Origin of the sequence: Desulfobulbus propionicus DSM 2032 (assembly GCF_000186885.1) — a bacterium.
In the GTDB taxonomy this organism is placed as follows: Bacteria; Desulfobacterota; Desulfobulbia; order Desulfobulbales; family Desulfobulbaceae; genus Desulfobulbus; species Desulfobulbus propionicus.
The window spans coordinates 3,665,286-3,677,964 of the sequence record NC_014972.1; the positions used below are offsets into that span (position 1 = coordinate 3,665,286).

The 12,679-nt window shown below is 59.8% G+C and carries 13 protein-coding genes; 10 read left to right on the plus strand and 3 right to left on the minus strand.

Annotated features, from left to right (window positions below; genetic code table 11):
- Window positions 1-21: 21 nt before the first annotated feature.
- Genes DESPR_RS15985 through DESPR_RS15995 form a run of 3 tightly spaced genes read right to left on the minus strand, consistent with a single transcriptional unit; the run spans window position 22 to window position 3,006 of the window.
- Window positions 22-1,155: a glycosyltransferase family 4 protein gene (locus DESPR_RS15985; RefSeq protein ID WP_015725839.1), complete on the minus strand. Its 1,134-nt coding sequence runs from the start codon at window positions 1,153-1,155 to the stop codon at window positions 22-24.
- A gap of 31 nt (window positions 1,156-1,186) precedes the next feature.
- Complete coding sequence (gene panB, locus DESPR_RS15990) at window positions 1,187-2,029, minus strand: 3-methyl-2-oxobutanoate hydroxymethyltransferase (RefSeq protein WP_015725840.1); 843 nt, start codon at window positions 2,027-2,029, stop codon at window positions 1,187-1,189.
- Window positions 2,011-3,006: a ketopantoate reductase family protein gene (locus DESPR_RS15995; protein WP_015725841.1), complete on the minus strand. Its 996-nt coding sequence runs from the start codon at window positions 3,004-3,006 to the stop codon at window positions 2,011-2,013. Before DESPR_RS15995 ends, panB begins: the two co-directional genes overlap by 19 nt.
- A 214-nt stretch (window positions 3,007-3,220) precedes the next feature.
- Between DESPR_RS15995 and DESPR_RS16000 the strand changes: the two genes are divergently transcribed.
- The 10 genes from DESPR_RS16000 to DESPR_RS16045 all read left to right on the plus strand — a co-directional run bounded on the left by DESPR_RS16000 (window position 3,221) and on the right by DESPR_RS16045 (window position 12,480).
- Entirely contained in the window at window positions 3,221-3,466 is a 246-nt protein-coding gene (locus DESPR_RS16000) for a hypothetical protein (protein WP_015725842.1), read from the plus strand.
- A gap of 54 nt (window positions 3,467-3,520) precedes the next feature.
- Window positions 3,521-4,939, plus strand: coding sequence for a sigma-54 interaction domain-containing protein (locus DESPR_RS16005; RefSeq protein ID WP_015725843.1), 1,419 nt, complete (start codon window positions 3,521-3,523; stop codon window positions 4,937-4,939).
- A gap of 207 nt (window positions 4,940-5,146) precedes the next feature.
- On the plus strand, window positions 5,147-5,581 hold the full coding sequence (locus DESPR_RS16010; protein ID WP_015725844.1) for a hypothetical protein: 435 nt from the start codon (window positions 5,147-5,149) through the stop codon (window positions 5,579-5,581).
- A gap of 61 nt (window positions 5,582-5,642) precedes the next feature.
- Window positions 5,643-6,416 carry an RMD1 family protein gene (locus DESPR_RS16015; RefSeq protein ID WP_015725845.1) on the plus strand — a complete coding sequence of 258 codons (774 nt, stop codon included), beginning with the start codon at window positions 5,643-5,645 and terminating at the stop codon, window positions 6,414-6,416.
- 128 nt (window positions 6,417-6,544) lie between these two features.
- Window positions 6,545-7,447, plus strand: a complete 903-nt coding sequence (locus DESPR_RS16020) for a TIGR01777 family oxidoreductase (RefSeq protein ID WP_015725846.1) — start codon at window positions 6,545-6,547, stop codon at window positions 7,445-7,447.
- On the plus strand, window positions 7,440-8,843 hold the full coding sequence (locus DESPR_RS16025) for a TIGR01777 family oxidoreductase (protein WP_015725847.1): 1,404 nt from the start codon (window positions 7,440-7,442) through the stop codon (window positions 8,841-8,843). Before DESPR_RS16020 ends, DESPR_RS16025 begins: the two co-directional genes overlap by 8 nt.
- Window positions 8,840-9,997, plus strand: a complete 1,158-nt coding sequence (locus tag DESPR_RS16030) for a hypothetical protein (RefSeq protein ID WP_015725848.1) — start codon at window positions 8,840-8,842, stop codon at window positions 9,995-9,997. The genes DESPR_RS16025 and DESPR_RS16030 overlap by 4 nt, the downstream gene beginning before the upstream one ends.
- A 171-nt stretch (window positions 9,998-10,168) precedes the next feature.
- Complete coding sequence (locus tag DESPR_RS16035) at window positions 10,169-11,047, plus strand: TIGR02285 family protein (RefSeq protein ID WP_015725849.1); 879 nt, start codon at window positions 10,169-10,171, stop codon at window positions 11,045-11,047.
- Window positions 11,048-11,159: 112 nt separating this feature from the next.
- Window positions 11,160-11,624, plus strand: a complete 465-nt coding sequence (locus tag DESPR_RS16040) for a hypothetical protein (RefSeq protein ID WP_015725850.1) — start codon at window positions 11,160-11,162, stop codon at window positions 11,622-11,624.
- A gap of 49 nt (window positions 11,625-11,673) precedes the next feature.
- Window positions 11,674-12,480 carry an SIR2 family NAD-dependent protein deacylase gene (locus tag DESPR_RS16045; protein WP_015725851.1) on the plus strand — a complete coding sequence of 269 codons (807 nt, stop codon included), beginning with the start codon at window positions 11,674-11,676 and terminating at the stop codon, window positions 12,478-12,480.
- The last annotated feature ends 199 nt before the right edge of the window (window positions 12,481-12,679 follow it).

Here is a 12,679-nt window from a genome sequence, read left to right on the forward strand (position 1 = left end):
GAACGTACAGGCCGTTTCTCGTCAGACGTTGTGCCCCATCCATAAATCCCGATAGGCGCGAACCATTGTCTCGAGAAGAAAACGCCCGACAATACGCTGACGCGCCGCCTGCCTGCGTTGTTCCCATGCAAACCTATCCTGCATTTCCTGCAATGCTCCGGCCAGAGCCGTCGCCAACTGTTCTGGATTTGCTGGCGGCACCACCCATCCCGTATCGCCGACAATCTCAGCCGCGTCTCCCACATCGGTCACCACACAGGGGGTTGCGCACGCCATGGCTTCCGCAACCACGTTGGGAAAGGCCTCGCCGCCAACGCTGCTCAACACGTGCAGGTCCAACGCATTCATAACCGCGGGAATATCGTCCCGCTGCCCGAGAAGCATCACCTGATGTTCAATTCCGGCTTCCCGGATGGCATGCATCAACGCCTCTTGATGTCGATCCATGCCCGTGCCCACCAGCACACAACGGAACGGACACGATCGCTTCGACAAAATCATCAAGGCCTGTAGCAGGGTACGATGATCCTTCTGCGGATTAAATCGGGCAACCATGCCAATAACAGGAATTGCATGCCCGCCCCCCCAGCAGGCGGTTCGCATGGCGGAGCGGGCAGCTGAATCGGGCGAAAATTCCGCACAATCGTAGCCATTGGGAATAACCGTCACCTTTTTCCCGTCATATCCGAGTGCTTTGTGTAGTTCAGATGCATTGACCGAGCAAAACACAATACCTGCGGGAATCCAGCGCGACAGGATGGCACCGAGGCGGGCGATGACGACGGTACTCCACCGTGTCGTTCCCGGTTGAAAATCCGAATGGCGAATCCCCCAGAACACGGCATGATTTCCCGCAAGGCGAGCGATGACACCACCAAGGATGTTGGCGTGATACATCCATGTCTGGACAATGTCCGGCCGGAGGGTGCGCACAAGGGACCACAACCTCCACAGGGCAGAAAGTCTCAATCGTCCCCGTGGCATTTGCAAACAGTAGACCGAAACACCGGCCCGTTCCAATCGATCGCCGTATTTCCCCCTATCGGTCAAGGAAATGACGGTGTGGCAATTTTGCCTGTCGTGGACACAGAGCCGAAACAAAACGCCTTCCGCTCCGCCGTCGGCAAGCCCGGTGATAATATGCAGAATATTCATGCCATCCGTGCTCTACCCAGGAACGATCCCGTCAATACAACCGCAGCAATTTGTCCATCTCTTCCGGTTTCATGGAAAAGCTATGGGCCTCGGTCGGAAAGACGCGGTTTTCCACCTCGGCCTTGTACTGGGCAAGGGCCTCGATGACCGGGCCGTTGATTTTGATATACTGCTTGACAAATTTGGGGGTAAACCGGTCGTACATGCCGACCAGGTCATGAATCACCAGGACCTGGCCGTCGCAGCCCGGTCCAGCGCCGATACCGATGGTGGGGATGGAAATCTCGCGGGTGATGTGCTCGGCCAGGGGGGCGGGAATGGCCTCAAGGACGATGGAGAAGCATCCAGCCTCTTCAAGGGCACGGGCATCCTCGAGCAACTGTCGGGCCGCTTGGGCGCTCTTGCCCTGCACTTTGAAACCGCCGAGGCTGGTGGCGGTCTGCGGCGTCAAGCCGATATGGCCTTGCACCGGAATGCCGGCGTTGACGATGGCCGCCACGGTCGGCGCCATGGTCACGCCGCCCTCGATTTTGACCGCATCGGCCCGGCCCTCCTTGAGAATGCGGGTGGCGTTGTTGATGGCCGCCGGAATCGAGCTGTTATAGGAGCCAAAGGGCATGTCGGTGATCACCAGGGCGCGTTCGACACCGCGCACCACCGCCTTGGTGTGGTGGATCATCTCTTCCATGGTCACCGAGACCGTGTCCGGATAGCCCAGCACCACCATGCCCAAACTGTCCCCCACCAACACGACGTCAATCCCGGCTGCGTCCGCCGCCTTGGCCCAAGGATAGTCATAGGCGGTGATTTCGGCAATGGGTGTACCGTTTTTGCGATTTCTGAGGTCAGGGATGGTCAGCTTTTTCTGGTGCATGAAGTCTCCTTGGCTCGCGAGGGCCGCTGTGAGGATGAACATTCTATTCGCTGGGAGGCGGTTGCTTCCAGGGCTGTGATCAACTGGGTGAGCAGCAGGTTGACCGGGGTGGGCACGCCGACTTCACGCCCCTTGGCGACTATGGCGCCGTTGATGGCCTCGATCTCGGTGGTCGCGCCCCGGAGGATATCCTGGAGCATGGATGCCTGGTTGGCGCCGGTCAACAGGCAGACCTCCCTGACCCGCTCACGCTGCTCCTCGTAATCCATGGGAATCCGCAGCGCCCTGGCAACGGCCACAGCCTCGTCCACGGCCTGGTTCATGAGCGTCGCGCATGCCGGCATTTGGGCCAGGACGCCATTGGGCACGCGCAACAGGGCAGCCAGGGCATTGATGCCGACATTGACGATCAGTTTGGACCACACAAGGCTGACGCTGTCCTTGGAGATGCGGGTGTCGATCCCTGCCCGGTTGAACAGTTCGGCAATGGCCGCAATTTTTGCTTGCTGCCCCTCTTGCCCCGGGCCGGCGGCAAGCACGGTTGCCCCGCATCCGGCATGGCGGACATGACCAGGGGCCAGCAGGGTGGCTGCTTGGGCGGTGATGCCGGCGGCGGCCCGCGCTGGGCCGACCACGGCGGCGATCTGCTCCAGATTGCCCAAGCCGTTCTGCAGGGTGAGGACCAGCCCTTGCTCGGCCAGGAGCATTCGGGCGGTTACCGCAGCCGCATGGGTGGCCTGGGCCTTGGTGCAGAGGAGAACCAGGTCGGCCTGGCGGCCACAGTCGTCAGGGGCGGCGCACACGCGGATGCGGACGGTGTGTGTTGTCCCGTCCATTTCCGTCAGCATCAAGCCATCCCGATTGATGACCCGGGCATGGGTGCTGTTGGTGGTGTAGAGGCGCACCGATGCCACCGGAGCGAGCAGCGCCCCGAACAGACCGCCCATGGCGCCGGCACCGATGATCAGTATGTCCATTCCTCTCCTTGTGGCCAGACTGCTGCCGAACGAATCCCACTGCCAATTCCTGGAAAATTCTCTGTGCGCAGTTATAAACCATCGTCAAAAAAGATCAACGTCGAACACTTTCCCCACTCTGGAGGGAAGCTAGGGTTTGCACTGCCGGGCACAAAAGGGTAGACTTCTGCGGCTGCCCTGCCCATTCCACATCGCCCCCATGCGGAGAACGAAGATGCACCTGTATATCTGGCGTCACAGCAAGCGTTTTTCCAGCTGGTCCATGCTCGATGAACCGCACATCCACCGAGAGAATTACCTGCAGGCCGACGTCACGGTGCTGGCTCGGTCCAGGGACGAAGCCCTGCATCTGTTGGCGAAGAACGGCAACTGGAACATCGAGGAACTGCAACGCATCGAACCAGAAACGATCCCCCTGGATGCGCCCCGCATCGTCATCAGCCATGTTGATTGCCAGTAATCTGCTGCCCCCTACACGGCCCGCCGCCTGCGCCATCCTTTGACGACCCGACCAATGAACGACGAATTTTTCAGCCATTTCCCCGACATTGCGGTCGGCAACCTGCTCGACTCGATCCCCCATGGAATTGCGGTGATCGACCGGGAACTGAAGATCGTGGTGATCAATGAATTTCTCGAAGCGCTCACCGGTCTTGCCCTGGCTGACGTCAAAGGGGTGTATATCGATTTTGTCCTTCGCTCCAACATTGCCCATCGCGGTCGGACCTTTCGCGAAGTTCTGGCCAGTGGCGAGCCGCTGGTGATCGAAGGAGACATTGTCAGTCGCGATCGCCGTAAGCTGCCGATGCAGTTCACCATCTCCCCCCTGCGCGGCAGCGGAGAGGAAACAGTCGGCCTGGTCATCGTGCTCGATGATCTATCAGCGGTGGTCGCCTCCGCCGGATTGGGCTCGGACCAGGACGTAACTGACTCGATCATCGGTCAGAGCCCCAAAATGCGCGAAGTTTTTGAATTGATCCCCCTCATGGCCCACACCGAGGCCTCGGTGCTGATCACCGGCGAGACCGGCACCGGCAAGGACAAGGTGGCCGAGGCCATCCACAAGCGCTCCAACCGGGCGGGCAAACCCTTCATCAAAATCAACTGCGGCGCCCTGCCCGAATCGTTGCTTGAATCCGAACTGTTCGGGTACGTCAAGGGCGCCTTCACCGGCGCGGTCAAAGACAAACCAGGCATGTTCCGCCTCGCCCAGGGCGGCACCCTGTTTCTCACCGAGATCGGCGACATGCCCCTGCCGCTCCAGGTCAAACTGCTGTCGGTCCTCGATGACCGGGAATTCTTTCCCCTGGGCGGCGATAAAAAAATCAAGGTCGATGTCCGCATCATCGCCGCGACCCACCGGCCCCTCAAACAGCGGGTGGCGGCCGGTGAGTTCCGCGAGGATCTTTATTATCGGCTCAACGTTCTTCACCTCCACCTGCCGCCGCTGCGGGAACGGGAATCGGACACCCGCTTCCTGCTCAATCACTTCCTCCGGCTCTTTGCCGAGCGTTCTGGCAACAGCGCCAAGACCTTCAGCGACGAGGCCCTCCAACTCCTGATGGATTACCCGTATCCGGGCAATATCCGCGAGCTGCGCAACATCGTCGAGTACTGCGTCAACATCTGCCAGAATCACCGGATCGAGGTCGAGCATCTGCCCAAATACCTGTTCGCCCGGCTGACCCCGGTCACCCCACCCACACCGGTGACGCCCAGCCCGCAAGCCGTCGCGTCCCAACCGCAGGCTGTAGGCAAGGACTGGCTGGCCATCGAAAAGGAGCTGATCATCGACACTCTCACCCAGACCCGGGGAAACCGTTCCAAGGCGGCGGAGATCCTCGGCTGGGGCCGCACCACGTTGTGGCGCAAACTCAAAACTCACGGCCTGGTGAGCTCCCAGGAGGCTGTCGCCGGCAAGGCGGAGGACTGAACGCCCGACGAGAGACGCAATCTCCAGAGGGCCGGCCACAGGGAAGCACAGAACAGCTTTTCTCCTGTGCATCCTGTTGAAAACACTGTATGATGTTTCAATCATCCGCACAGTGCCGGGTAGCCGATGAGCAAGGTTCCTCACACCTCACCCGCGCCGTCGAGGATGCCCCCCTCCCAATGGAGCCAATGCCCAGAGGATCATTCCATGGAACAGTCCCGCCAAAACATGATCGCCAAAAAGGTCAGCTGGTACGAGGCCATTGCCATTCTTTTCATCATTGCCGTGACCTGGATCGATGAAATCCTCGACATTCCCTTCCTCATTCTCGGAGGCGAGGCCACGCCGATCAACTGGCGGGAATCTTTTTTTGAAAGCATCATCATCGGCATCATCGGCGCGGTGATCATCCGCCACACCTACAAATTGCTGCTCCGGGTCAGCTACCTGGAAAGCATCCTGCCGGTATGTGCGTCCTGCGGCAAAATCCGCATGGACTCGGAATTCTGGGAGGACATCAAACATTTCGTGCAAGAACGGGCCAAAACCGAGTTCACTCACGGCATCTGTCCGGAATGCATAGAAAAATACTACCCGGAAATGCGACAAAAAAATAAGCATAGCGCCAACGGCAGCGAGTGATCCCCATCGGCTGCACAAGCCGGCTGAGCCCGGACCTTCTGTCTTTTCGCCCCCTGCGCCCATGAACAACATCCGCGCCCTCTGCATCGCCGAACGATTCCAATTTGACGCGCTCTACGAATTCCTTTCCCGCCAGATGCATGCGTCGCTGATGCGCAACGTCATCGTTCTCAGTCCCGCTGAGGAAGTCTATGCCGTTCTCTTTGACTACGGCGTTTGCGTGCTGTTCCAGTACGAGTACGAAGCGGAAAAGCGATTGATCGACCAACTGCTCAAGTTCGCGATCAACCCTTTGGACCCCTTTGTCGAGGAGGAATTGACCTATCAACACGGCACCGACGAAGGGATCCGCATCCGCAACGACCTGATCGTGGTCGACGATGTCTCCGAGCTGACCTGCTTGTCTCTCAGCCATGCCTTGGCCCAATCGACCAAACTGGCCTCGTTCGAGGCCTCGATCGAGGACACGATCACCAAAACCAAATACATCCCCGAAACCCTGGCCCAAAAGGGGGCGATCTCCCTGTCCCGTACCCAACTGGCCAGGGAGCGCGGCCGGGTCTATCTGGAAAAATCGCATATCATCCTGCAGTTCAACCTGCTGGATACCCCGGAATTCATTTGGGAGTATCCCGAGCTGGAACACTATTACCTCGCCCTTTCCCGTTATCTGGAAATCACACCGCGCGCCACGGTGCTGAAAAATCGGCTTGAGGTCATCCAGGAACTGCTGGAGATGATGGCCGACGAGCAGAAACACAGCCATTCGAGCATGCTGGAATGGATCATCATCATTCTCATCGCCATCGAGATCCTGCTCTTTTTCGTCAAGTAGGGGAAACAGACGGAGAGCGGTGTGTCCAGAGTCCCTTTCCCTTTGCCTCGGCTCATGCCGATGATTATTCATAGTTCATACAAACAGTTCCCGCGTTGCCTGCCCTTTTCCTGACAAGGAGGATGCCCATGAAGATACTGATCACCGGAGGAACCGGTTTTGTCGGTGCCGCCGTCAGCCGACGATTGTTGGAACAAGGACATGAGGTCACGGTGCTGGGCAGCAGCCGCCATTGCCGGCTTGCCCCCCATCCCCAGCTTGCCTACGTTGCCGCCGACACGACCCGCCCGGGTGACTGGCAGCGGCGTGTGGCGGAGCAGGACGCGCTGATCAATCTCACCGGCCGCTCGGTCTTCAACCTCTGGACCGAATCCTATAAAAAGGCCATCTACGACAGCCGGATCCTGACCACCCGCAATCTGGTGGACGCCCTGCCGGCAACGGCCGAAACGGTGTTGCTGAGCACCTCGGCGGCCGGCTATTACGGCGACGGCGGCGACGACGAGAAGACCGAAACCAGCGGTCCGGGACAGGACTTTCTCGCCCAGGTCTGCCTCGACTGGGAGACCGAGGCGGGGAAAGCGGCGAACAAGGGGGCAAGGGTGGTGCTGATGCGCTTCGGCGTGGTCCTGGGCAAGGGCGGTGGTGCCCTCGCCACAATGAAGACGCCGTTTCAGCTGGGGCTGGGTGGACCGATCGGCAGCGGTCAGCAATGGTTTCCCTGGATCCATCTTGACGATCTGGTCGGGGCCATGTGTTTCCTGCTCACCGCCGAGGAGTGCCGCGGTCCGTTCAACTTCACGGCCCCGCAGCCGGTGCGGCAGAAAGACTTTGCCCGCCAATTGGGCGCCGCCCTGCACCGTCCGGCCCTGCTGCCTACTCCGGCGTTCGTGATGAAGCTGGTTCTCGGTGAATTTGGCCGATCACTGCTCCAAGGACAAAAGGTGATCCCCCGGGCACTGACCGAAAACGGTTACCTGTTCACCTATCCCGAACTGCAGCCGGCCCTGCGGGAGATTGTCGGTGGCTGAGCACCGTTTCACCTACGCCTCGCACTTTCCCTGTACCGCCCGCGAACTGTACGATTGGCATGCCCGGCCCGGGGCGCTGGAGCGGTTGATCCCACCCTGGGAATCGACCCGGGTTCTGGAACGTACCGGCTCCCTCGATCCGGGTGGCCGGGTGGTGCTGGCCATGCACGCCGGGCCGGTGCCCTACCGCTGGCACGCCCGCCACATCAACAATGTCCCGGGCCAGATGTTTCGCGATGTGCAAGAACGCGGTCCCTTTGCCCGTTGGACCCACACGCACCGCTTTATCGATACAGCCAATGGCGCCCTGCTCGAGGATCGGATCGACTATGCCCTGCCCGGCCAGGCCCTGCTGCCCGGATTCACGGCAACAAGGGTCGACCAGACCCTGGAGCGGGTGTTTCGCTACCGTCATGCCACCCTGCGCGATGACCTGCTGCTCCACCAGCGTTGCAGCGCCCGGCCGTTGCGAGTACTGATCAGCGGTGCCAGCGGTGTGCTCGGTTCGGCCCTGCGGCCCCTGTTGACCACCGGCGGCCACGAGGTGTGGACCCTGGTGCGCCGGAGGCCTGACCGCAGCCGAGGTGAAATCCACTGGAATCCGGAAGACGGTCAACTCAACCTGACGGGCCTGCCCGCCTTTGACGGGGTCATCCATCTGGCCGGCGACAATATCGGCGAGGGCCGCTGGACCACGGACAAAAAAAGGCGCGTGGTCGACAGCCGGGTGCAAGGTACCGGCCTGATCGCCCGCACCATCGCCGCTCTGCCGGTACGGCCCAAGGTCCTGCTCAGTGCCTCGGCGGTGGGATTCTACGGTAACTGTCTGGACTGTTGCATGCGCGAGGAAGCCCCGGCCGGCGCGGATTTCATCTCCGATGTCTGCGCCCTGTGGGAGCAGTCGGCCCGACCGGCGGAAGAGGCCGGCATTCGTACCGTGTTCATGCGCATCGGCGTGGTGCTCAGCCCCCGGGGCGGAGCGCTCCGCCGACTGCTCGCCACCTCGCCGCTCGGCTTTTGCCGCCGTTTCGGCAGCGGCGAACAATACATCAGCTGGATCGGCATCAACGACATGGTCGGCGCCGTCCTCCACGCCCTGAGCTGCGACAGCCTGATCGGTCCGGTCAATATCGCCGCGCCCCGACCGGTGACCAATGCCCTGCTGCTGCAGACCCTGGCCCGGGTGATGCATCGGCCCTTGCTGCCGCCGCTTCCCGCTGGGCTGCTGCACACCCTCTACGGCCAAATGGCCACCGAGGTCCTTCTCGGCGGATGCCGGGTATCAACTGACAAACTGCAGCGGTCCGGCTACCTCTTCCGGCATGCTGATCTGGAAACGGCCTTGCGCCATCTGCTCGGCAGGTGCACGGACACGGCAAGGAGCGCCAGACCGTGAGCTGGCAATTAAAAACCATCCTCCTGATCATGATGACCACGGCCCTGGCCTGCGGATTCCTCCATCACCTGGTGCCGCCCTCGGTTCTCAATTTCGAGCGGCTGCATATCTTTCTCTTCAACCTGTGCAGCGGCGGCACCCTCCTGGTCTACTTTACCGAAGGGAAGCCATCGCTGTCCCATCGTGGCCAAGCGTTCCTGATCCTGGCCTTGGCCTTTGCCCTCTGTGCCTTTTTCCACTGGTATGTGCCGACCCTGATCATCCCCCTATTGCTGGCAGCCCTGATCGAACAGGTCCGCGTCGACCACTTCGGCAGCCGCTTTCCCCGAGCCCTTTTTTCCCCCCGCGAGCCGGTACCGCGCAAATTTCATCAGGCGGCCCTACTCTGCCTTTCCTTGGGGCTGAGCTTCTCCAGCCCGGTGATCCTCAACTCGGTCTACCTGCAGTGGTTTGCCATCGAGAAACTGAAGCTCGACACCTTTTTCCTTGGCTTCTCCTTTCCGATATCGCTGATTTCCATGTCGGTCATCTTCACCCTGATGAAGCGCGAGGCCGTCCGCCTGACCGCCCTGCTCAAGGAGGCTGCCTTCTGGATCATCAACCTTGGGGTAATCGTCTTTTTCGGCTTCATCCTTGCTGGCTTGTTCGCCTCCCAAGTGGCCATCGCCACCCTGCTGTTCTTGACCGTGGGCCTCATCCTGTACCTGTACTGGTACGAGGGCATGCCCTTGCAGCAGAAGGCCTTTCTCACCTCGGGGATTCTGTTTCTCCTCATCACCTCGATCACCGGCATCGCCTATATCCTGCTTTCCTTTTCCAGCTATTACACCCCGGAACACAGCGTTCCCCTGCTGCGGTTGCACGCCTTCACCGCCCTCTATGGCTGGAACCTGAGCGGCCTGGCGGTGATCAGCCGACACGGAGATTTCCCCCTCAAGCTGCATTCCCGGCCGGTGATACTCCTCCATTGGCTCACCGTACTGGTCCTTTGTCCCTTGGGATACTTTTTCCCGTGGGTCGCCATACTGGCGGTCCTTGCCTATGGGGGACTCCTGATCAGACTGTTTTTCAACAAGGGGACGGTGGACCGGCAACTGACCGCTGTCCAGCAGGCGGCCCTGGCAACCGATCCCGCCGCAAACCGCACCAATTGACAGGGAAGCCGTTTTCGTCGGCGTCGACCGGATTGGGGTTCGCCCTTGCCGCACAATCTCTTCCAGGCGGCAAGGAAATCTGCTTGACAGGAATTTGGCCCGTTCGGTACACAGTTGAGTAGATACAATCTTCAACCCAAAAGCCTTGCCCGTATGATTCGAGAAGCCTCTATGGTCCATCGTCGTCCCTCCTTGGCCAGCAGAATGCTTGTACTCCTGTTGCTATGCATCCCCTCACCATTGCCGGCCAAGGACACGGTCACATGGATGGAGGCGGTTTTTCCTCCTTTTTACATTCAAAGCGGCGCCAACCAAGAACAGGGCTATGGCGACATAGTGACCGATATTCTCCAGGAACACCTGAGCGATTACGAGCATGAGGAGGTCATTACCAACATCACCCGCCATTTCTACAAATTCAAGCAAGGGGAAAAGGTGTGCAGCGCGGGGCTCTACAAGACGGCGGAACGGGACGCATTCATGTATTTCTCCATACCCAGCTTCATCACCCTTCCACCGGTGCTGATCATCAAAAAGGAAAATATCGCCAACTTCGGCCATCAAACAACGGTCCCCTTGGCAGACGTACTGGCCAACAAAGGGTTGATGATTGGCCTGGCCAAGGATCGTTCCTACGGCAAAACCTTGGACGCCATTCTCGAGCAGCACAAAGGCCAGGGCAATCTGGTCGAATTCACCGGCCAGGAGCTTTCCTTCAATCTCTTTCAAATGCTGTTGCGCAATCGCCTTGACGGCATCATCGGCCTGCCGGAAGAGGCCCTGTACCAAGCCGAGCAAATGGGCATCAGGGGTCAGGTGCTCACCCTGACCCTGGCGGAAAATTTGCAAAACTACGATGGATGGATGAGTTCGGTCGGATGTTCGAAAAACGCCTGGGGAAAGGAGATGATCGAGAAGATCAACGCGATCCTCCTCGAACAGCGGCCCACAGAACGATACCGGGCCGCTTACGAACGGTGGCTCGATGCCGGCAGTATCGAGCAGTATCGCAAGGCGTACAGCGAGGTTTTCCTCAAAACGCGCCCCTGAGAATATTTTACTCTCGCCGCACGGCAAAAGCGTGCATGCACGGCTGCCCACTCATGCTTTTGCGCGAACCGAATCACGGTTGATGGTGTTGACTTGGAAGGAGAACCGCTCCATGGACAAGGAAAAACGGCAAAAATATTTCGTCAGCCGGCAGGACTCGGTCACGGTCAGATGCATTGCCTGTGGACAGATCAATGCCATGTCCGTTGCCGCGCTCCGTGGCAGGAAACATTCGCTCAAGGTCAACTGTCCCTGTGGCGAAGTCTTTTCCGTGGATCTCGAATTCCGCCAAGATTACCGGCAGGCAACCAATATTGCCGCTACCTTTCGCGCCCTCTCCACCCCTCTGGCCAGGGCGCGGCAATGCGTGGTCGCCGACCAGTCCAACGGTGGTCTCCTCCTGCTCATCGACGAGGGAGTGCCGATCAGACAGGATGACCGGATCATTGTCCGCTACCGTCCGGTCGCCGATTCGGATCATGAGGTGGAACGGATCATCAGGGTCCGCCACTATGATTGGGGCAGCCGCATCGGGGGGGCCTTCGTTGACGGTTCGCCGGCCACGGTTCTCCATTGATCGGCTTCGGTTGTCCTGACACGCCATATCCCGCGGACAGGCCTCTTCCATGAAATCCCTTGCCCCAAAACAGCTTGCGGATCGTTTCGCTGCCGCCGCCGTTGCCGTGCGGACGGCAAGACATGCCGTGGCCCTGACCGGCGCCGGCATCTCGGTGGGCAGCGGCATCCCTGATTTCCGCAGCCCCGGGGGCTTATGGACCGTGTTCTCGCCGGAAGAGTATGCCACTCTCGATGTTTTTTACCGCAACCCGGCCAAGGCCTGGGAACTCTTCCGCGCCCTGGGGAAAGTTCTGATCGGGAAAAAACCCAACGCCGCCCACCTGGCCCTGGCCGAACTGGAACAGCATGGCTGGCTTCAGGGAGTGATTACCCAGAACATCGACAACCTTCATCAGCAGGCCGGCAGCCGCCGGGTGTTCGAGATCCACGGCGAACACCAGCACTTGCAATGTCTGCATTGCGGCGACCTGCGTCCCATTGAGCCTGAGCTGTACCAATGTCCCGATGTGCCGCTCTGCCCGCACTGTTCGTTTCCCCTCAAACCGAACGTGGTGCTGTTCGGCGAATCGGTGCGCGAGCTTGAGGCCATCCACGAATTCGTCGCCGACTGCGATCTGTTGCTGGTGATCGGCACCTCGACCCAAGTCTATCCGGCAGCCGCTCTTCCCGCCATGGTCCAACAAAACGGCGGCCGGATCATCGAATGCAACCGGGAACCGGCGCTATCCTCCACCAGTTCCGGCCGCTTCACCGATTTGTTTCTCCAGGGCGATGTCCTCCACACCCTGCCGGTGCTGGTCGATGCCTGCCGCCACCCGTGCGTGCCCCCCGGCCCTGACCGCCTGGCTGAGTAATGCTTGCCTTTTCACGCAATATGCTGTAGAAAGGCGTTTTCGTAGCCACGCGTTATTTTTCTTCAACGTTTTGAATAGTCCACGGTTGCCTGGCCAAATTGGTCAGGCGTTTTTTGTTGTAGTCGACCGCTCGCCTTTTTCCCGCTTATTTTTCACAGCATAGAAACTGGAACGGTCAGGTTTGACAGGCAGGCTCTTA